This is a genomic window from Kitasatospora sp. NPDC048722, assembly GCF_040650235.1.
Lineage (GTDB): Bacteria > Actinomycetota > Actinomycetes > Streptomycetales > Streptomycetaceae > Kitasatospora.
This window is the reverse complement of the sequence record NZ_JBEZGX010000044.1, coordinates 1-20554: the sequence shown is the minus strand read 5'-3', so window position 1 is coordinate 20554 and position 20554 is coordinate 1. Positions and strand designations below refer to the sequence as shown.

Sequence of the window (20554 nt, the reverse complement as noted above, 5' to 3'; positions counted from 1 at the left end):
CCGAGCGAGCCCCTCCCGGCCCCGACCGCGCCCCGGACCGCTCCGGATGCGCCCGGGGCCGGCCCGTGTTGCGATGGCCGGGTGGCCGACGACACCCCAGCCGCGGACCCAGCCGCGGACCCAGCCGCCGACCCAGCCCCGGACCCGGACCCGCTGGTCACCTCCCGCCCCCTGGACGAGTACTGCGCGCTCTTCGGCCTCACCCGGGCCCGGTTAGCCGCCCTGCCGGGACCGGTGCTCGACTGCCCCGGCGGCGCCGCCGGCCTCTCCGCCGAGGCCCGCGTCCTCGGCTGCCGCGTGATCGCAGCCGACCCGGCCTACGCCCTGCCCCCGCCCGCCGTCGCCGCCCACGCGCTCGCCGCCCGGGCCGCGATGGCCGCCGCCATGACCACCCGCCCCGAGCTGTACCTGCCCGCGCGGCTGCTCCCGCCCGACCGCTACCTGCGCAGCTGGGACCGCGCCCGCCGGCTGTACGTCGCCGACGCCGCCGCCCACCCGGAGCGGTACGTGGCCGCGGCGCTGCCCCGATTGCCCTTCGCGGACGGCACGTTCGCCCTCACCCTGAGCGGCTACCTGCTCTTCGCCTACCCCGAACGCTTCGGCCCGGCACGGCAGTTGAACGCGCTGGTGGAGCTGGTGCGGGTGACCTCCCCGGACGGCGAGGTGCTCGTCCACCCGCTGCACGACGGCCGCGGCCGCGCCTGCGGCCACCTCGACGCCCTGCGGTACGCGCTCGGGGAGCGCCGGGTCACCAGCGAGATCCGCCGCTTCCCGCGCGCCGGTGACGGTCACACCCGCCGCGTCCTCGCACTGCGGGCCGCCGACCGTCGCCGCCGCCGCGGGGCCGGCCACACCGTCTAGGAGCCGTCCCCCGGATCCGCCTGCTGCGGCGGAACGACTGCGGGTACGGCCGCAGGTTCGCCTGCGGCTGCGGCTGCGGCTGCGGAAGCGGGCACGGGGACAGGGGCCTGCGGGCCGGCCGGCGCCTCCAGCCGGGACAGGATCTTCTCCGCCAGCCAACTCCGGTCCGAGCCGTACGGAATGCCGTCCGGCAGCATCAACTGCCCCGCCACCGCGTCCCGCAGCCGCTGCGCCTGCGGGCCCGGAAGCCCGGAGAGCAGGCCACGCGCGGCCAGCAGCGCGTGGTACTGCTCGAAGCCCGAGCGCGGGTGCTCGATCGCGTCCAGCACGCTCGGCAGGTCGGCGAGCGCAGGATCGCCCTGCATGAGCGCGAGCGCCTGGATCCGGCGGCCCTCCGAGCCGTCCACGTACAGGTCCCGCACCCGGTCGGCGGTGAGCGCCGAGCGGCGCGCGGTCGAACGGACCTCGGCCACCACGCCGTCCGGTCCGGCCGCCGGCGACGTCGCGGACGGCGGCAGCTGCGCGGCGAGCGCGCCCGGCCGGTCCGCGCTGCCGCCCAGCACCCCGAGCTGCTGCATCGCACGCACCCGCAGGTCGTCCGCGCCGACCTTGTCGCCGTGGCGGTCGCGGTCCTGCCCGGCCAGGAAGAGGTCCAGCGCCTGGTCCGCGCCGGTCAGCACCTGGGGCAGCGCGAGCCGGGTCACCAGCCAGCCGGCCAGGAAGCCGAAGACCGTGAAGTACAGCACCAGCGCCGCCGCGAACGGCACCGCCGCGTCCTTACCGCCCAGCGCGGGCGCCAGCGCGGTGCCGAGCTGGTGCAGCCGTTCGCCGAGCGAGCCGAGCTGGGTCAGCCCGACCCCGAGCAGCACCTTGGTCAGCCAGTCCGACACCTGCTCCAGGTTGGTGTTCGGCGCGTACGAGCCCTGCGGCTCGCCGGAGCCGTTGCGCACCCGCGGCACCCCGAACAGGAAGCCGAGGGCACCGCCGACGACCGACGACGCCCCGGCGATCACGAGCCCGCCGCCGAGTGCCTGCCAAGCGTGGGCACGGCCGAGCGAGAAGAGCAGCAGGCCCAGCAGGCCCGTCCCGAACAGGACGGCGGCCGCAGCCCGTTGAGCCGTCCGCAGGGCCGCCGTGCCGGTCCGCCGCCGCGCCTTCGTCATCGCGTACCCCCTGTGCCCGCGTCGCTCCGCTCCGGAATCCCGGCCGACTCTAGCGTCGCGGTCCCACCGCGGACACGCCCCGGGGGTGCCGCGGCGACGGCGGACGGAGAAACGCAGACGGCCCGTGGGCTGCTCCTCCGCGCCGGCCCGTGCACTGGCCAGGCGCCGAGGCACCGGGGATGTACCGGTGAGCCCACGGGCCGGGTGACTGCTGTGGATTTCGCCTGCCGGGAGCCCGAGGGCTCCACCCTGCGCAGGCAGGGGCGGCTCTAGCGAGCAGCCACCTCACGCATCCTGATGGAACTCAATTCAGGATCACCTCCTTTCAGTGTGCCGCCACTGTAGGCAGCGCTCCGGAGGGAGGGCAACGGATTATTCGCGCGACCGCTCGAGCACCCTCGTGCCGGAAACCGTGCCGGGGCCGGGACCGTGGGCGGGGTCGGGGGTGGTCGGGGGAACGCGAAAGGCCCGGAGAACGGATCCTCCGGGCCTTTCGGCTACTGAGTAGCGGGGACAGGATTTGAACCTGCGACCTCTGGGTTATGAGCCCAGCGAGCTACCGAGCTGCTCCACCCCGCGTCGGTGAACACCACAGTACGGGAAAGCCGCCGCGATGGGAAACGAGATCGGAAACGGGGCCGGAAACCGTGCCGGAAACCGTGCCGGGGCCGGGGCCGGGGTCGGGGTCGGGACCGTGGGCGGGGTCGGGGGTGGTCGGGGGAACGCGAAAGGCCCGGAGGACGGATCCTCCGGGCCTTTCGGCTACTGAGTAGCGGGGACAGGATTTGAACCTGCGACCTCTGGGTTATGAGCCCAGCGAGCTACCGAGCTGCTCCACCCCGCGTCGGTGAACACCACAGTACGGGGAAGGCGCCCGGATGGGAAACGAGATCGGAAACGGGGCCGGAAACCGTGCCGGAAACCGTGCCGGAAACCGTGCCGGGGCCGGGGCCGGGGTCGGGGTCGGGACCGTGGGCGGGGTCGGGGTCGGGACCGTGGGCGGGGTCGGGGGTGGTCGGGGGAACGCGAAAGGCCCGGAGGACGGATCCTCCGGGCCTTTCGGCTACTGAGTAGCGGGGACAGGATTTGAACCTGCGACCTCTGGGTTATGAGCCCAGCGAGCTACCGAGCTGCTCCACCCCGCGTCGGTGAACACCACAGTACGGGGAAGGCGCCCGGATGGGAAATCGGTTCTCCGGCGGGGAGCCGGCGGGGAGTTCGTCAGCGCCCTTCCGGGCCGCGTCACCCCGGCACCGCCGCGCGTTTGCGGCGCCGGGCCGCGTGCCGCACGCTGCGCGACCTCGCCCACGCCGCGAAGCCGACCAGCGCACCGAAGCAGGGCACCATCAGCACCGCGTACACCAGCAGGAACCCGTGCGTGCCCAGATCCGCGGCGGCGTTCCAGATGCCGTGCAGGACCATCGCCAGCAGCAGCCCGACCGGCGCGCCGATCCGGGCCAGCCAGTGGCGGCGGGTGGTGAGCGCGACCGCCACGCCGAGCCCGGTCAGCGCGGTGAAGAGCGGGTGGGCGAACGGGGAGAGCAGGCCGCGCAGGACGAAGGTCTGCACGGTGCTGTCGAAGTCGCGCAGGCTTGGCGGCTCGCCGAGGCCGATGCTGTCCAGCCGCTGCTGCTGGTCGCTGGAGAAGGCCCGGCCGAGGTAGAGGGCGTTCTCGGTGAACGCGAACCCGCACGCGGCCATCCCGCCGAGCACCACTCCGGCTGCCAGCGTGCGCGGCCGGGAGCGCGCCGTCCGGCCGGGCCCGGCCGAGCCGGTGGACGGCGGGGCGGGCCGCAGGTACGGCAGGGGGCGCAGATAGGGCCGCAGTCCGAGCCGCTCGCGGGCGTGCGGCCCGGCGGCCCGGCGCGCGTACGGGCGCGGGCTCCGGGGGCCCGGCAAGCGGCGCAGCAGCGGCGCGCAAGGGCGCCCGCCCCGTCGGCCGCGGCAGCGCGGGCGCAGGCCGATCGGCAGCAGGAGGACGAGCAGGGCGGTGCCCTTGGCGGTCTCCTCGATGACCGGGGTGACGATGCCGGCGCCCAGCAGCTCGCCGAGCGGGCCCTGGTGGCCGGTGAGGTGGCTGCTGGTCCAGTTGTTGGCGAGGATCGCGACGGTGGTCGCCGCGCAGGCGCCCCAGCCGAGGCAGAACACGGTGTGCCGCAGCGGTACGCGGGCGGTCAGGTTGAGCCAGGCGAGGCCGCCGAGCACGAACGGCAGCGGCACCATCGCGAGCCCGAGGCCGACCAGCAACCCGGTCGTGCCGGTCTGCCGCCGGACCAGCTGCAGGATCAGCACCCCGCACGCGCCCAGCGTGAGCACGGCGGTCGCGGTGACGGAGGAGAGCGCGAGCGAGCGGGCGCGCCCGGCGCGCGGGACGGCGGCCCGGGCGGTGCCCGGCCAGGGCAGGAACCGGTGGACCCGGCGCGTCCGCGGCCCCGGGATCGTCCGGGTGCCACCGGTGCGCGGAGCCGTCTGCGGTGCCTCGGCGGCGGCCCGGACGGTGGACCGGAACCCGCCGCCCGACGGGCTGCTCACGCGGCTCAGGGTAGGCCACGGCACGGGCCCGGAGGGAGGACTCGGGACGAATCGTCCGGTTCGCGCCGGGCCCGTCGGCGGCCGGGGCCGGGCCTTTCGAACGGCCCGGACGGCTCAGCGGCGGCGGAAGAGCAGGTCGTGGACCACGTGCCCCTTGGCGATGCCCGCCCGCTCGAACTTGGTGACGGGCCGCCACTCGGGCCGCGGCGCGTACCCGGGAACGCTGCCGTCCGGGTGGTCGGCGGGCTCCAGCCAGCCGGTGCCGTCGCCCTCGGGGTGCAGGTTCTCCAGCTCCGGCGACGCCGACAGCACGTCGAGCATCTGCTCGGCGTACGGCTCCCAGTCGGTGGCGCAGTGCACCAGGGCGCCCGGGGCGAGGCGGGGCAGGACGAGGTCGAGGAAGGAGGACTGGATCAGCCGGCGCTTGTGGTGCTTGGGCTTGGGCCACGGGTCGGCGAAGTAGACCCGCAGGCCGGCCAGCGAGGCGTCCGGCAGCATGTCGCGCAGCAGGATGACGGCGTCCCCGGCGGCGAGCCGGACGTTCTCGGAGCCGTCGCGCTCCAGCAGTCCGAGCAGGTTGCCGTGGCCGGGGGTGTGGACGTCGGCGGCGAGGATGCCCTTCGTCGGGTCGGCGGCGGCCATCGCGGCGGTGGTCTCGCCCATGCCGAAACCGATCTCCAGCGTCACCGGGAGCTCGCCGAACAGCTCGCGCAGGTCGAGCGGGGTGCCGTCGATGGGGATGCCGTACGTCTCCCAGCCGCGGTCCAGGGCGCCCGCCTGGGCGTTGGTCATCCGCCCCCGGCGCGGCTGGAAGCTGCGGATGCGCCGCTCGCGGTGCTGGGCCTCGGTCGCCTTGTGCGGGTACATCGGCGCGGGGTAGCCGGCCGGCGCGGCGGACAGGCGGGCGGACGGCGATTGCTGGGGGATGGGGGCGGTGGCAGTCACAATCACCCGAGTCTACGGGGCCGCGCGGGGCGGCCGGAGGGGCGTGTGACGCGGTTCATCCGCCCCTCTGCGCGCCGCCGGTCCGCCTCCCCGCCGCGCCGTTCGCCAGCCCTTCTGCGCGCCGCTCACCCGCCTCCCGCCGGCCGCCTCCGCGTGCCCGCACCGCTCACCCCTCCGCCTCCAGCGCGGCCAGCGCCCGGCGGGCCACCTCCCGGCCGATCGGCAGCGAGGCGGTCGCGGCGGGGGAGGGGGCGTTGAGGACGTGTACCAGGCGGCGCGGGGAGCGCGGGTCGGCCGGGTCGAAGCCGGCGAACGCGAAGTCGTCCAGCAGCGAGCCGTCCCGGGCGACCGCCTGCGCGCGCACCCCGGCGGTGGTCGGCACCAGGTCGTCGGCGGTCACCGCGGGCAGCAGCCGCTGGACGGCGGAGGTGAACGCCCGCTTGGACAGCGAGCGGTGCAGCTCGCCGACCTCGTACCGCCAGTGCCGCCGCAGGATCCGCCAGGTGCCGGGAAAGGCCAGCGTCCCGGCCAGTTCGCGCGGGCGGACCGTTCGCCAGTCGTACCCCTCGCGGGCCAGCGCGGGCACGGCGTTCGGGCCGACGTGGACGTCCCCGTGGACGCCCCGGGTGAGGTGCACGCCGAGGAAGGGGAACGCCGGGTCGGGCACCGGGTAGACCAGGCCGCGCACCAACTCGCGGCGCTCCTTGACGAGTTCGTAGTACTCGCCGCGGAACGGCACGATCCGCAGGCCCGGGTCGTCGCCGGCCAGCCGGGCGATCCGGTCGCTGTGCAGCCCGGCGCAGTTCACCAGCACCCGGCAGTGCAGCTCGCCGGTGGAGGTCTGCACCGTCACCCCGTCCGCCCGCCGGTCCACGGCCCGCAGCTCGCAGCCCGGCCGCAGCACCGCGCCCGCCTCCCGGGCCAGCCGGGCGTAGGCCGTGGCGACGGCCGGGAAGTCGCAGATGCCGGTGGTGGCGACGTGCAGTCCGGCCAGGCCGGTGACCTCCGGCTCGTGGCGGGCGATCCCGGCCCGGTCCAGCTCGGTGACCGGGATGCCGTTCGCCCGCCCGCGCTCGGCCAGCGCCGCCAGGCGCGGCAGTTCGTCGGTGCGGGTGGCGACGACGAGCTTGCCGGTCACCTCGTGCGGGATCCCGTGCTCGCGGCAGAAGTCGACCATCTCGGCGGCGCCCGCCACGGCGAACCGCGCCTTGTACGAGCCGGGCCGGTAGTAGAGGCCGCTGTGGATCACCCCGCTGTTGCGCCCGGTCTGGTGGGCGGCGAAGCCGGGCTCCTTCTCCAGCACCGCGATCCGCAGCTCCGGCCGGGCCGCCGTCAGCGCGTACGCCGTCCCGAGCCCGACGATCCCGCCGCCCACCACCAGCACGTCGAAGTCGTACGTCACTGCCGCTCCTCGCAGTCCGCCCGGCCGGCCCCCGCCCGTCGCCGGGCGCGGGGCCGAGTTCGCCGCCGATGCTGCCACGGCGGGCGGGAGCGGTCGAGGGTGCCCGAGCCGGTGGACGGCCCCCGGCGCGCGCGAGGCGGTCACGCCGGGGCGACGATCACCGCCCGGGCGCGCTCGGCCAGTTCGCGGACCCGCCGCTCGCCCTGGAAGGGCTCCAGGCGGCGCAGCATCTCGACCACGTACTCCCGGCTGCGCTGCGAGGAGATCCGGCCGGCCACCTCGACGGCGCGCTCGCCGGCGGCGACCGCGGCGTCCAGGTTGCCCGCCTCGGCCTCGGCCATCGCCGAGACGACGAGCCGCAGTCCGTGCGAGCGGACGAAGCCCTCGGTCGGCTTGGCCAGCGCCTCGCGGGTGAACTGCCGCACCTTGGAGGGCACCCCGAGGTCCCGGAAGCACTCGGCGGCGTCGGCGGCGAGGCGGTCGTAGGCGTAGAAGTCGATCCACGAGGGATCAGGATCACCGGCGCGCGCTCGTTCGAGTGCGCTCTCCGCCGCGCCGAGCGCCGTCGCGCACGCCGCCGCATTGCGGGCCTTGGCCTGGGCCCGTGCCTCCACCAGGTGGAAGAAGCTCATCGTCCGGGCGGTGGCGAGGCCCCGGTTGCGCTCCAGGGCGGCCTGCGCGAGGTCCACCGCCTCCTCGGCGAAGCCGCGGTAGCCCGCCTGGAGGCTCATCGAGGCGAGCACGTAGCCGCCGAGCGGCACGTCGGCGGCGGCCCGGGCCAGGCGCAGGGCCTGGATGTAGTAGCGCTGGGCGGCCTCGTGCTGCCCGGTGTCGAAGGCCATCCACCCGGCCAGCCTGGTGAGTTCGGCCGTCGCTCCGAACAGCGCCCGGCCGACCGCGTCGCTGTACGAGGCGAGCAGCAGCGGTGCCGCCTCCACCCGCAGGCACTCCGGAACCATGGACGAACGCCAGTCCCCGCCGCCGTACTTGGAGTCCCAGCGGCGCGCCTCCTGGGCGGCCTCGCGGAGCTTGGCGGCGTCCGAGTGGCCGACCCGGAAGGGCGCCGACTCGCTCGCGGCGCGCGGCACGTCGCGGGCCACCGAGCCGTCCGCGGGGTTGATCAGCCAGCGGGAGACGGGCGTCGCGTAGGCGGCGACCGAGAAGGTGCCCGCCAGGCTGTCGCTCCAGCGCCCGCCGCCGGGCCCGCGGCGCAGGTCGAGGTCGACCCGCCAGAGGTCGGTGGCCGAGCGGACCGCCTCGGAGACCTCGCGGGGGAAGGCCAGGCCGAGTTCGGGTGCCGGGTCGGTGTCGCCGAGCCCGATCTCCTCCAACGGGACGGGCCGGCCGAGCTTGCCGCCGATGGCGGTGGCGATCAGGTGCGGGACGGGCCCCTGCGGGACCATGCCCTTGCCCACCCAACGGGCCACCGAGGTCTTGTCGTAGCGCAGCGTCAGCCCGCGCTGGGCGCCGAGGTCGTTGACCCGGCGGGCCAGCCCCGCGTTGCTGATCTGGGCGAGGGACAGGAGCGTGCCGAGCCGTTCGTTCGGTCCTCGTGGGCTGACGGTCATGGTGGCGGCGGCACCTCCTGCGGCCTTGTGCGCGGGGCCCGGGCGGCACCGGGCCGTAGCTGCTGTACCTAGAGTAGTCGGACGCGTTCCGACGGTTAAGAGGCCTCATTCCGGATGGCGGGATCGCGCACCCGGCGCCCCCGCGCCGGGAGTTCGCGGAGCCGGGCCGGAACCGCCCGGAACGGGCCGGGGGTGCCGCGCGCCGGAGCGTCGTGCTCCGGTCCCGTGTTCACGTGCGCCCGGCCGTGCCCCCTGGCCCGACCGGCGGCGCGGCGATTCGCTGGTGGTCGTGGGTCGGCCCGCCGTCGAGGACCCGGCGGGCCGGGGGATGCCGCCACCTCAATCCCCGCGGGTGGCGGCGAAGTCCGGGAGGGCATGCGGATGCCCTCCCGGGCTCGACGACGCCTTTCGGCCATCTCGCGATGCCCATGCCAAAGGCGTCCTCGCGGGCGGTCCGGGCCATGGAGGGGGAGGCCCGGCCCGCCCGGCGGGGGACGACGCCCACCGCCCACCGAACGGATCCGGCCGCACGCCGGCACCGGCCGCACCGCCGCGCCGAGGGGTGCGTCCGCCGTCGCTCCGGACCCGCACGGCCCGCGTGCCCGGGCCCCGAACTCCCGCGGCGCGCAACCGGAACCGACAACACCGGTCACCGCGGCGCCAACCGGTGGCACGATGTCTCCTGACGGCGCGCCGGAACGGACCGGGCAGCCGCCGCGGCGCACGCGACGAGCCGGCCCGGGGCTGCCCGCCGGAGGACGTGCCGCACGGCGGCAGGTCCTCGTCCGGTGGAGGCGCGATGCGGTGGCTGACGGGCTGGAGCACGGGCGCTCCCCGCGCGGGCGCACCGGCGCACGAAGCGCTCGCGACGGTCGCGCCGATCGCCGCGCACACCCTCTGGACCGGCGCCAACCCGCTCTGGGCGGTGGGCGACTGGCGCCCCGAGGAGATCCGCCTCGTCACCCTGCGGCCCGGCGCCCGCGCCGCCGTCACCGGCGGCTTCGCCGCCCCCGACCCCGTCGAGGACACCCCCGCCACCACCCGGCTCGCCGTCCTCGGCCACTGCGGTGCCACCGACGCCGAACTCGCCGCCGGTCTCGCCGCCGCCCGCGGCGGCGCCGTCCGCCACCTCACCGCCTGGCCCGGCAGCTACACCGTCGTGCTGCGCACCGGCACCCGCTCCACCCTGTTGCTCACCGACCTGGCCGGCGCCCAGCCGGTCTTCCACACCCCCTGGTGCGGCGGCACCGCGTACGCCACCGCCGCCCTCCCGCTCGCCGACCTGGTCGGCGCGCCCCTCGACACCGGCCACCTCGCCGCCCGGCTCGCCTGCCCGGAGTCGCCCGAGGCCCTCGGCACCGGAACCCCGTACCTCGGCGTCCAGCGGGTGCCGCCCGGCCACGTGCTCGCCGTCCGCGGCGGCCGGCCCTACCTCGACGCCTACGACGAGTCCGGCGGCGCCGACCAGCCGCGCGGCGAGGCGCCCGCGGTGCGCGAACTCACCCGCGCCCTGCTGGAATCCGTCCGCTCCCGGGTCCGCACCACCGCGCCCGCCCCGCCCGGCGGCGGACGCCCCCGGCTCGGCGTCGACCTGTCGTACGGCACCGCGTCCGCGACCGTCGCCCTGCTCGCCGCCGCGGTGCCCCTGCCGCCCGCGCCCCAGCCGGCGCAGCCGTCCGTGCCTCCGGGCAGCGGGCGGGAGCCCGGCGCGGCGACGGCCGGCGGCGTGCGGACGGGCGGTGCGCGGACGGGCGCGGTCAAGGGCTCCTGGGCCCGTTCGGCCGCCCGGGAGCCCGCCGCCCCCGAACAGTTGGCCGCCGTCACGCTCGGCGAGACCGAACCCCCGGCCACCCTCGCGCTCGCCCCCGACACGCCCCGGCTGCGGCACACCGTGCTCGACCCCGGCCCCGACGCCCTCCCGTACGCGAGCCTGCGCACCGACCCGCAGTCCGGGCGGCTCACCGACGAACCCGGTCCCGAACTCGTCGCCGCCGCCCGCGCCGAGGCCCGCTTCGACGCCGGCGGCACCGACCACCTCACCGGCTACGGCGCCCGCCAGGTGCTCGACGGGCACCCGGCCCGGCTCGCCGACCTCATCCGGGCCGGACGGCCCCGCGAACTCCTGCCGCCCGTCGCGGCGTTGGCGGGTGTCGACCGTGCCGCGGCCGGCGTCCTCACGGGTGCGCTGCGCACCCCGCTCACCGTCGTCCGGGCCGCCCACCGGCTCTCCCGGATCCGCTACGCGGAGGCGCTGGACGACGCCGCGGCGAAGCTGACGGCCCGGCACGTCCCCGGCGGCGGCGGGACGGCGGGCCACCGCTCGGCCGGCGACCTCGCCTGGTGCGTCCCGGGTCCGGCGGCCCGCTGGCTCTCCGACGACGCGCTCTCCGCGGTCGCCCTGCGGCTCCGCCTGGCGGCGCGCCGACCAGCGCCCGAGGAACACCCGGGTGCGCGACGGGCCCGGCACGCCCTCTACCGGCAGGCGCGCTCCTTCCGCACGCTCGTCCACGCGGCCGAACAGCCGGGCCAGCGCCTCCACGCCCCCTTCCTGGACAACCAGGTGGTCCGCGCCGCCCGCCTCCTCCCCGACGACGTCCGCCTCCAGCCCGGCGCCCGGCACGCCCTCCTGCACGCCGTCCTCACCGGTGCCGGCCGCACCGACCTCCCGCCCGACTGGGGCCGCGGCCCCCGCCCCGACCGCACCGCCCCCGCCCGTGCGGGCCTGCGCCTCGCCGCCGACGGCCTGGCCGAACTCTTCGACGCCCCCCTCCTCGCCGAAGCCGGCCTGATCGACCTCCCCGCCGTTCGCGCCGGCCTCGCCGACCCCGCCACCCTCCGCTCGCCGCACGCCCTCGCGGGCCTCGCCGACCTGGTGTCCACCGAACTCTGGCTCCGCCGTGTCCGCGCCCGCCGCCACGGCGCCTGCTGGACCGGTCTTCCCCAGCCCACCCACCCCGCCCTCACCTCCTGAACCCCGCCCGCCGTCTCCCCGCCCCGCTTCACCCCACGTGCCCAGGCGCACCCCAAGCACCCCACGCCCCCGCCGGCCCCAAACCGCCCGGGCGCACCACGAGCACCACGCGCCCCACCCCTTTGGCCGACTCGTCACCAGCCGCACCCGGCCACCGGAAAGCCTGCGCCCCCGACCACCCCTTGCGGATCGCCGCCCGCCCCCGCCGCGCGGCTCGGCGGCCCCCCGTGCGGGGCGGGTGATGATGGCGGGGTTGCCGTTGAGCGCGGGTGTGAGGAGGCGGTCGTGGTCGGGGTGAGCCAGGAGGAGCCGGTGCCGGTGGTGCTGTCGGTGCTCGGGCGGCCGCCGACGGGGCGGGCGCCCGGGGTGCTGGCGGCGTGCGACGGGTCGGACGGGTCGTTGTGGGCGCTGGACCGGGCGATGACGGAGGCGGAGCTGTTCGGCCTGCCGCTGTACGTCCTCGCGGTGGTGAACCCGGCGCCGGCCGGTTACCCGCCCGGGATGGCGGAGCTGGTGCGGGAGAGCGTCGAGACGCTGGTGGAGAGCATGGCGGACGGTCTGCGCCGGTCCGTCGCCGCCGTGCAGCAGCAGCGTTCGCGGCCGTACGCGGGGGAGTTGTCGCTGCACGTGGTGCTGGGGAACGTGATCGAGGTGCTGCTGGAGGCGTCGACCCGCCAGCACACCCTGGTGCTCGGCACCCGCGGCAACGGCGGGTTCAACCGGCTGCTCCTGGGTTCGGTGAGCACGGCCGCCGTCCACCACGCGGCCTGCCCGGTCCTGGTGGTGCCGGCGCCGTCACAGGTCTGAGTCGCCGGGAATGTCCCGAGATGGTTCACCGTTCACCTATCTCGTCAGACGCACCCCCACCCCTGGAGCCCCCGTCATGAAGGTCGAGATCTACTCCGACATCGCCTGCCCCTGGTGCTACATCGGCAAGCGCCGCTTCGAGGAGGCGCTGGACGGTTTCGCGGGCAAGGAGGGCGTCGAGGTGGTCTACCGGCCGTACCAGCTGGTCCCGGACGCGCCGGCGACGGCGAGCCCGCACCGGGAGTGGCTGGCCGAGCGGTACGGCCCGCAGTCCGTCGCGATGGACGCCCACGTCGCCGAGCTGGGCCGGGCCGAGGGCATCACGTACGACTTCGACGCCGCGCTGCACGCGAACACGTTCCTCGGGCACCGCCTCCTGCACCTCGCGGAGACGGAGTACGGCGCCGCCGCCCAGGGCCGGCTGAAGGAGGCGCTGCTGAAGGCGCACTTCACCGACGGCGTCGACGTCGGCGACCGTGCCGCGCTGACGGACGTCGCGGTGGCCGCGGGCCTGGACCGCGAGCGCGTGGCGCCCTACCTCGCGGGCGACGAGGGCACCGCCGAGGTGCGCGCGCAGCTGGCGGAGGCCCGGGAGCTGGGCATCACCGCCGTCCCGACCTTCGTGTTCGAGGGCAAGTGGGCGGTGCAGGGCGGCCAGGAGGCCGAGACCTTCCGCCAGGTGCTGGAGCAGGTGGCCGCCGAGATCGGCGAGCGCAGGCCGCTCCCCGTCCAGGTCGCCCCGGCCGGGGAGGCCTGCGCGGACGGCGCCTGCGCCATCTGACCGTCACCGAGCCCCCCGGAGGCCCGCTTCAGGAGCACCTGAAGCGGGCCTCCGCCCAGTCGGCCACGTTCAGTGCCGACCAGACCCCGTGCACCGGCGTGACGACCAGCCGGATCGACGTCTGCCCGGCGAGGGGCACGTGCACGGGCACCGCGTCGTCCCCGGCCGCGAGCGCGGGGGAGCGCCACAGGGTGCTGCCGTCGCCGCCCTGCACCGAGAAGACGACGCCGCCGGGCGACACCGTCAGGTCGTCGAGGCCGGCGACGGCGTCGAAGGACGTGCAGGCGCGGTCGAGGTCGATCTGTGTGGCGGCGGGGGCGTGCACGGTGAGGGCGTGCGGGTGGTACTCGCCGCCGATCCAGGCGCCGCCGTGCTGCCAGAACCAGTCCGTGCCCTTCTGCCGGATGGCGGGTCCGGGCGGCGGGAGCCGGGTGCTGCCGGGCTTGTGGACGGGCAGCGAGTCGGCCCAGAAGTCGGTGGGCCCGGGCGGCGTCGGCGGCGTGACGGTCGGCGTCGGCACCGGGGGCACGGTCGGGGTCGGGACGGTCGGGCTCGGGACGGGCGGCACCTCGGGCGTGGGCACGACCGGCGTCTCGGGGACCGGTACGGCGGGCGGCGTGACGACCGGGCGGGTGTGCGTGGGCGTCGGGGCCGGCGCGCTCGTGGTCGCGGGCGGCGGCGTGGCCTTGCGCGCCGCCGGGCTCGGGACGGACGTCGGCGTCTGTGTCGGCTTGGGGGAGGGGGCGGGCGGCGGCACGGGTGCCGGTGCGGCGCTGCTCGGCGCGGGTACCGGTACCGCGGGCGCGGGCGCGGGCGGCTCCGGGACCGGGGCGGCGGGGGCCGCGGACGCGGTGGGCGCCGAGACCGGGGGCCTGGCCTCGGGCGAGGCCGTGAGCGCGTAGGCGGCGACGGCGGCGGCCGCCACCGCGACGGCGGCGGCGATGCCGGCCTTGGCCGCCGTGCCGAGGCCCTCCGCGGCGACCGCGCCGGCCCCGGACCCGCTCCCGCCGGCGGCACCCCCGGCACCGGCCGCACCAGCACCGGCTCCGGCACCCGCACCACCGGTACCGGCCGCGGACCCGACGGCGGCTCCCGCCGTGCCGGCCGTCGACCCGGCCGTCGCCGCGGCCGTCCCGACGGCGGCGCCACCGACCGCCGCGGCACCTCCCACCGCGGCCGCGGCGGCACCGAATCCGCCGACGCCGACCCAGACCAGCACCCCGCCGGGCAGCAGCGCGCGCAGACCGGTGTTGATCTCGGACAGTTCGAGGTAGGCCGCGGTGCAGCGGTCGCACTCCTTGAGGTGCCCTCCGACGTCCGCCGAGGCCCGCTTGCGCAGCGAGCCGCGCGCGTACGCGCCGAGCCGGTTGGCGTACCCCTCGCACGCGCTGTCCTGGCTGCCGGAGACGTGGGCCTGGAGGAACGCGGCGGCCAGGCGGTCGCGGGCCCGGTGGGCCTGGACGGCGGTGGCGTTGGCGGTCTTGCCGAGCATCACCGCGACGGTCTTCGGGGACTCGCGTTCGACCTCGGTGTGCCAGAGCACGACCCGGTCGTCCTCGGGCAGTTCGGCGTAGGCCTGCATGACCATGCGCTGGTCGGCCATGGCCATCGCCCAGGCGTCGGCGCCCGGGTCGGCCAGGTCGAGGTCGACGACGGCGGCCGAGCTCTGGGCGAACACGCCGAAGTCGTCGACGAGTTGTTCGCGCCGCTCGCTGCGGGTCCAGGCCGCGGCGACGTTGCGCACGGCGGTCAGCAGGTAGGCGCGGACGGCGAACTCGGGGCCCTTGCCCGCCCTGAGCGCCTGCAGGGTGCGGGCGAACACCTCGCCGGCGAGGTCCTCGGCGGTGAAGCTGTCCCGGCAGCAGGTGCGCGCGTAGCGGCGGACGGAGTCGACGTGCCGGCGGTAGATCTCCTCGTATGCGGTGTCGTCGCCGGCCCGCACCCGGGCGGTCAACTCGGCGTCGGAGGGCGGGCGCTCGCCGTCCACCGGGTTGGCGGGGGCGGGCACCGTGGGACGCGCGCGGCGGCTGCCGCCGACGAAGGCCTCGGGGGCGACGCCACCGCGGCCGGCCGGTGCCTGGCCGGGCACCCGGCCCGGCGGGAGGGCGGCGGCGGAGGCGGACAGCGACTCGCGGCTGGGCATCCCGGCCTGGTCGGGGACGTGGCCGGTGGCCGGTCCCGTGGCCGATCCCGGTGCGCTGCCGGGAACTTGGCCGGACGCGCGGCCGGGCACGCCGGAGGACGATGCGTCGGAGGACCCCTCCGCCGGGCCGCCGGAGGGAGCGCCGGCGGCGCCGTCCGGCGAACCGCCCGGGTGACCGTCGGCACGGCCGTCGGCGTGGCCGTCAGCGCGGCCGAAGTCGAGCCCGTATCCGTAGTCGTTCTGTTCCTCGGCGCTCACAACGGACCCCAGACTCCACGACGGCCCCCGTGACGCGGCAGAGCACGCGGGCGTGCGTGAGCGCACGGTCCCCCGTCGTACGGCGCCGACGGCGCTCGAAGGGCGCGCATCCGGACATTGGCTCCAACCACGGGCAAAGGATGGCATAGCGCAGGGAAGGGCGGTAGCCGGACCGGCCGGTACCCACTCTTCCGAGGGGACGTCGCGGATGTGTTCGCCCAGCGCGCGACAGTCGGTTGTGCGACGCCCGCACCCGGCGCGCGCCCACTGCCCGCGCGCCGGTCACTCGTTCAACTCCCTTACCGGTCACGGCAGCCCGCCGTGCCCGGTCGACCCGCAGGCCGTGCCCGGGATCACCGGTCCCGGCGGGCGTGAGCCCGCCCGTGGGCCGTCAACGCGCCCGCAGGCCGTCCAGCAGGATCTGCAGCAGCCGGTCCGAGGGCCCGGCCACCGCGTGCCCGTCCGCCTGCGGGCCGCCGACCACGACGCCCGGCACCCCGGCCACCGCCGGTACCGTCCGCGCCGCGTGCACCGGCACCGACGCGGTCAGCACCAGGACGACGTCCGCGACCGTGACGCCCGGCCGCAGTTCGCCCGCCGCGCCCGCCCGGGCCACCAGGGCGGCCAGCAGCTGGAGCAGCAGCCGCGGATCGGCGTCCGCCGCCGTCGCCTCGGCCGCCGTCCGCGCCTCGTCGCCGTGCAGGTCGAACCGGGCGGCGAGTGCCTGTTCGGGCGCCCGCTGCTCGGGCACCCGCCCCAGCTCCTCGGCGTACCGGAACGCCTCCGGCGGCAGCAGCCGCCCGGCGCCCGTGCTCACCGCGCGCGCCAGGTACCCGGCCAGCGACTCCCAGGCACCGCCGCCGCCGTACAGCGACTCGCGCGCCTGTGCGGTCAGCCAGGCCACCTCCTCGGCGGCGATCCGCTGGACCAGCACCTCCTTGCTCGGGAAGCGCCGGTACACCGTGCCGACGCCGACCCCGGCGCGGCGGGCGACCTCCTCCATCGGTGCGCCGTAACCGAATTCGCCGAACACCTCCCGGGCGGCGCGCAGCACGCTCTCCAGGTTGCGCCGCGCGTCCACCCGCAGCCGGGCGCCCGGCACGGCGGCCTGCGACGGCTCCGCCCGGTACGGGACACCGGCGTACGAGACCGCCGACACCGCGTGCTGCGGAGGCAGTTCCACCGGTCCGCGCTGCTCCGGCACCGTGCTCTGGACGACGTGCGGTGCACCCGCCCGCCCCAACATCTGTTCCTGATCCATCATCTCAACTCTCCCCCGCAGGCGTCCGATCCCGGACCCTGTCGTCGCCCGCCCCTGCACCCCCCGGTGCAAGCTCAGCCCGTCAGAAGTGACCTGATGACCCATTGCTCGTGCCGCCCGTCCCGTTCCGGTGACCACGGTCGTGCCACCGGGCCGGGCCACGCGTCCGGCTCGGCGCGTCGGCACCGTCCGAGGCCTCGTCCGGGAACTACCCTTCCCCGGATGACTGTCCCGCAGTCGGGTTCTCGCGCCAACGCTGGAACTGGCCGTAGTGGCCGCTCCACGGTGCGTCGCCGCCGGTTGTCATGGCGGTGGCCGCTCCGGCACACAATCCGACCATAGTTCACGGCTCTCCGAAGCCGAAAGTGCGTCAGAAAGTCGCCCGGGCAGCACAACTGGCCACACCGGTCACTCGCGCCGCATCAGGCCCCGTACGGACTGTGGACAAGACGGCCCCCCACGGTCCTTCATAGGGGAGCGCGTCGGGGGGATGCCCCCCCCGAACGGGGGACGGCCCGGACTCCGCGACCGGGACGGAACACCATGCGAACGCGACACCGTCCGGAGGTGCACCATAAGGATCCTGATCGCCGGAGGCGGCTGCGCCGGGACGGCCACCGCGCTCCACCTCCAGCGCGGCCTGCGCGACCGGTTGCGCCGGGGTGAGGTGGAGATCACCGTCGTCGAGCCCCAGGCGTACCTCACGTACCACCCGCTGCTCGCAGAGGTGGCGGCCGGCTCGATCGACCCGCGGCACGTGGTCGTGCCGCTCCGCCGGGCCCTGCCGGACTGCCGGGTGCTCACCGCGAGGATCACCCGGATCGAGCACGCCGCCCGCCGGGCCCTGGCCGACGCCGCGGCCCCCGGCGAGGCCCCGACGCCACTCGAACTCCCGTACGACATCCTAGTGGTGGCGCCCGGCTCGGTCTCCAGGACGGCTCCGGTGCCCGGCCTCGCCGAGCACGGCCGGGGCTTCTCGACCGTCGCCGAGGCGGTCGGCCTGCGCAACCACGTCCTCGAACAGCTGGACCTCGCGTCCGCCACCCGTGACCCGGCCCTGCGCCAGTCCGCCCTCACCTTCGTCTTCGTCGGCGCCGGGTACGCGGGCGTCGGCGCACTCGCCGAGCTGGAGGACATGGCCAGGTACGCGGTGCGGGGCTACCACAACGTCGCCCCGGAGGACCTGCGCTGGGTGCTGGTCGAGGCGACCGACCGGATCCTCGCCGAGGAGTCGCCCGAACTCGCCGCGCACACCCTGGGTCAGCTGCGCGAACGCGGCGTGGACGTCCGGCTGCGCACCACGCTGGAATCCGCGGCCGGCCAGGTCGTCGCCCTCTCCGACGGCAGCCGCTTCGCGGCCCGCACCCTGGTCTGGACGGCCGGCGTGCGCCCGTCCCCGCTGCTGCGCGACACCGACCTGCCGCTGGACACGGCCGGCCGTGTCCGCTGCCTGCCCACCCTCCAGGTCGTCGGCCCGGACGGACGCGCGCTGCCCGGCGTCTGGGCGGCCGGCGACTGCGCGGCCGTGCCCGACCCGCACGCGGACGGCGCCCCCTGCGCGCCCAATGCCCAGCACGCCTTCGCCCAGGCCGAGCTGCTCGCCCGCAACGTCGCCGTCGCCCTGGAGAGCGGCCCGCACTCGCCCGGCCTCGCCGCGTACCGGCCGGGCCCGGCGGCCTGTTCGACCTCGCTCGGCCTGCGCCGCGCCGTCGCCCACACCAGGCGCGGCGGGCGCCTCACCGGACGCCGCGCCTGGTGGCTGCACCGCGCCCGGCACCTGCGGCGACTGCCGAGCGCGGACCGGCGGGTGCGGGTGCTGATGGACTGGGTGCTGGGCGGGCTGTTCTCCCGGGAAGTCGTCTCGCTCGGCACGCTGGAGCATCCACGTTCGGAATTCGAGGCGGGGTTCGGACCGCGCCCCGAACGCGGGCCGGACGCCCCGGCGTGACGGACCGGACGGCCACGCCGAGCGCGCGCGACTTCCGGAATCGGCCCTCCGCCTGACAGGATCAGCCCCAACCGAGTCATTACCCCGTGTGCTGATGTGTACACAAAAAGTGATGATATGACTGGAAAACGAGGAAGCGGCCGTCGTTTGAACCTCATGCGCTGGAGCGCCCGGCTCACCGGAGTCCCCTGGCGTGCCGCCCCGCAGACCGCGGTCGGCACGGAGGACGGCGTGCCCTCCGGCGACGTCGTGGTCCCCGGCCCGCGCGACCCGACCAGCCTCGCCACCGCGGCCGAACTCCTCGACCCGCACAAACCCCAGCACCTGCGCGAGGTCCTCAACCGGATCCCCGCCCCCGTCGCCGTCACCTACGGCGCCCTGCACCAGCTCGCCTACGCCAACCGCGCCTACCGTGAACTCTTCGGCGAGCGCCCCACCGGCCTGCCCGCTTGCGAGGCCCTGCCCGAGCTCGCCACCCTCGGCGTCCTGCCGCTCATGGACCAGGTCATCCGCGGCGGCCGGCCCCGCAGCGTCAAGGCGCGCTGCATCCTCGGCCTCACCGGCAACCGCTACTACAACGTCTCCTGCGTCCCGCTCGGCACCGGCGATCCCCGCGACTCCCGCGACTCCCGGGACGTCCCCACCGACGGCCCGCCCGCCGGCGTCCTCATCTTCGCCGCCGAGGTGACCGACCAGGTCCTCGCCGCCGCGAGGCTCCGCGAGGCCGAACGCCGCCAGCGCGAGGCCGCCGTCACCCTCCAACGCAGCCTGCTCCCGCAGAAGCTCGACCAGCCCGCCGACCTCCGCGTCGCCGCCACCTACCAGCCCGGCGGTGCCGAGGCGGCGGTCGGCGGCGACTGGTACGACGTGATCGCCATCGACGGCGGACGCACCGCGCTCGTCATCGGCGACGTGATGGGCCGCGGACTGCGCGCCGCCGCGGTCATGGGCCAGCTGCGTACCGCCGTCCGCGCGTACGCCCGCCTCGACCTCCCGCCGCACGAGGTCATGCGCCTGCTCGACGGCCTCGCCATGGAGATCGACGCCAACCAGATCGCCACCTGCACCTACGCCGTCTGGGACCCGCAACGCCGCACCCTCTCCTACGCCTCCGCCGGCCACCTCCCGATGCTCCTGCGCTGCCCCGACGGAACCATCCTGCGCAGCGAGGAGCAGAACGGCCCGCCCCTCGGCACCGGCGGCGGAATGCACGTCTCGCACACCCTGCGCCTCCTGCCCGGCACGACCGGCGTCCTCTATACGGACGGACTCGTCGAGCGCCGCGACGAGGACATCGACCAGGGACTCGACCTCCTCGCCCGCACCCTGACCGGCGCGATCGGCGCCCCCGAGGTGATCTGCGCCCGTCTGCTCCGAGCAATGGGCGTGACGTCGGAACACGACGACGACGTGGCCGTCCTGGCCTTCCAGCTGCCGGCCGCCGAGACCGCCGAGGGGGCCCCCGAAGAGGCCCCCGAAGAGGCCCCCGAGGAGCGGGAACCCGCGCTTGACTCGGTCTCCGGAGAGGTCTAGAGTTCTTCGAGTTGCCTGACAGGGAGCACCGGACACGCATCGGCGCGGACGGTCCCGGGGCGGCCAATCCTCTGAAACACCACTTCCCGGTCCGGGCTGGTCCGCGTCTTGTCGCGGCTCGGTTCGTATTCGGCGTGCGCGTTTTATTGGATTGCGGTCGGACTTCGGCTGGATTCGCTTTTCGGAGCGGGGATCGGCTAGAGTTTGAAACGTCGGACGGGGCGTCAAGTCCCGGAAGACACCGGCGAGTTGGATGACGAAGCCCCGGAAAACGGAGCGGAGAACATCTGATAAGCTGGAAACACGAAAGAACGAAGCGCCCGGAGGGCCCGCTGGAAGGCGGCTCGAAGGAAGCGTCCGTTCCTTGAGAACTCAACAGCG

General features: G+C 76.1%; 12 protein-coding genes, 3 tRNA genes and 1 pseudogene. 6 read left to right on the top strand and 10 right to left on the bottom strand.

Annotated features, from left to right (window positions below; translation table 11 throughout):
- The first annotated feature begins 81 nt into the window (after nt 1-81).
- On the top strand, nt 82-861 hold the full coding sequence (locus AB0C76_RS28305) for a hypothetical protein (protein ID WP_359970986.1): 780 nt from the start codon (nt 82-84) through the stop codon (nt 859-861).
- On the opposite strand, the gene AB0C76_RS28300 is transcribed toward AB0C76_RS28305, so the two are convergent.
- The 8 genes from AB0C76_RS28300 to AB0C76_RS28265 form a co-directional block, all read right to left on the bottom strand.
- Nucleotides 858-2024 (bottom strand): hypothetical protein, encoded by a 1167-nt coding sequence (locus tag AB0C76_RS28300; protein ID WP_359970984.1) that lies wholly within the window; start codon nt 2022-2024, stop codon nt 858-860. The genes AB0C76_RS28305 and AB0C76_RS28300 overlap by 4 nt on opposite strands.
- A gap of 505 nt (nt 2025-2529) precedes the next feature.
- A tRNA-Met gene (locus tag AB0C76_RS28295) sits at nt 2530-2603 on the bottom strand.
- Nucleotides 2604-2794: 191 nt separating this feature from the next.
- Nucleotides 2795-2868, bottom strand: a tRNA-Met gene (locus AB0C76_RS28290).
- A 227-nt stretch (nt 2869-3095) separates the two neighbouring features.
- Nucleotides 3096-3169, bottom strand: a tRNA-Met gene (locus tag AB0C76_RS28285).
- A gap of 97 nt (nt 3170-3266) precedes the next feature.
- Complete coding sequence (locus tag AB0C76_RS28280; RefSeq protein WP_359970982.1) at nt 3267-4556, bottom strand: PrsW family intramembrane metalloprotease; 1290 nt, start codon at nt 4554-4556, stop codon at nt 3267-3269.
- A 114-nt stretch (nt 4557-4670) separates the two neighbouring features.
- Nucleotides 4671-5501, bottom strand: coding sequence for a tRNA (guanosine(46)-N7)-methyltransferase TrmB (trmB, locus tag AB0C76_RS28275; RefSeq protein ID WP_359970980.1), 831 nt, complete (start codon nt 5499-5501; stop codon nt 4671-4673).
- 166 nt (nt 5502-5667) lie between these two features.
- Nucleotides 5668-6903 carry an L-2-hydroxyglutarate oxidase gene (lhgO, locus tag AB0C76_RS28270; RefSeq protein WP_359970978.1) on the bottom strand — a complete coding sequence of 412 codons (1236 nt, stop codon included), beginning with the start codon at nt 6901-6903 and terminating at the stop codon, nt 5668-5670.
- A gap of 140 nt (nt 6904-7043) precedes the next feature.
- Entirely contained in the window at nt 7044-8471 is a 1428-nt protein-coding gene (locus AB0C76_RS28265; RefSeq protein WP_359970976.1) for an MFS transporter, read from the bottom strand.
- Nucleotides 8472-9270: 799 nt separating this feature from the next.
- Here AB0C76_RS28265 and AB0C76_RS28260 point away from each other — a divergent pair.
- The 3 genes from AB0C76_RS28260 to AB0C76_RS28250 all read left to right on the top strand — a co-directional run bounded on the left by AB0C76_RS28260 (nt 9271) and on the right by AB0C76_RS28250 (nt 13030).
- Complete coding sequence (locus tag AB0C76_RS28260; protein WP_359970975.1) at nt 9271-11442, top strand: asparagine synthase-related protein; 2172 nt, start codon at nt 9271-9273, stop codon at nt 11440-11442.
- Nucleotides 11443-11727: 285 nt separating this feature from the next.
- Complete coding sequence (locus AB0C76_RS28255; RefSeq protein ID WP_359970973.1) at nt 11728-12249, top strand: universal stress protein; 522 nt, start codon at nt 11728-11730, stop codon at nt 12247-12249.
- 76 nt (nt 12250-12325) lie between these two features.
- Nucleotides 12326-13030 carry a DsbA family oxidoreductase gene (locus tag AB0C76_RS28250; RefSeq protein WP_359970971.1) on the top strand — a complete coding sequence of 235 codons (705 nt, stop codon included), beginning with the start codon at nt 12326-12328 and terminating at the stop codon, nt 13028-13030.
- Between the two features lie 28 nt (nt 13031-13058).
- On the opposite strand, the gene AB0C76_RS28245 is transcribed toward AB0C76_RS28250, so the two are convergent.
- Both AB0C76_RS28245 and AB0C76_RS28240 read right to left on the bottom strand, forming a co-directional pair.
- Complete coding sequence (locus AB0C76_RS28245; protein ID WP_359970969.1) at nt 13059-15431, bottom strand: sigma-70 family RNA polymerase sigma factor; 2373 nt, start codon at nt 15429-15431, stop codon at nt 13059-13061.
- A gap of 391 nt (nt 15432-15822) precedes the next feature.
- Nucleotides 15823-16695: a helix-turn-helix domain-containing protein gene (locus AB0C76_RS28240; protein ID WP_359970967.1), complete on the bottom strand. Its 873-nt coding sequence runs from the start codon at nt 16693-16695 to the stop codon at nt 15823-15825.
- Between the two features lie 487 nt (nt 16696-17182).
- Between AB0C76_RS28240 and AB0C76_RS28235 the strand changes: the two genes are divergently transcribed.
- Nucleotides 17183-18640 carry an FAD-dependent oxidoreductase gene (locus AB0C76_RS28235; protein ID WP_359970966.1) on the top strand — a complete coding sequence of 486 codons (1458 nt, stop codon included), beginning with the start codon at nt 17183-17185 and terminating at the stop codon, nt 18638-18640.
- A gap of 147 nt (nt 18641-18787) precedes the next feature.
- Nucleotides 18788-20080: pseudogene (locus tag AB0C76_RS28230) on the top strand (SpoIIE family protein phosphatase); the annotation flags it as partial.
- Nucleotides 20081-20554 lie beyond the last annotated feature (474 nt).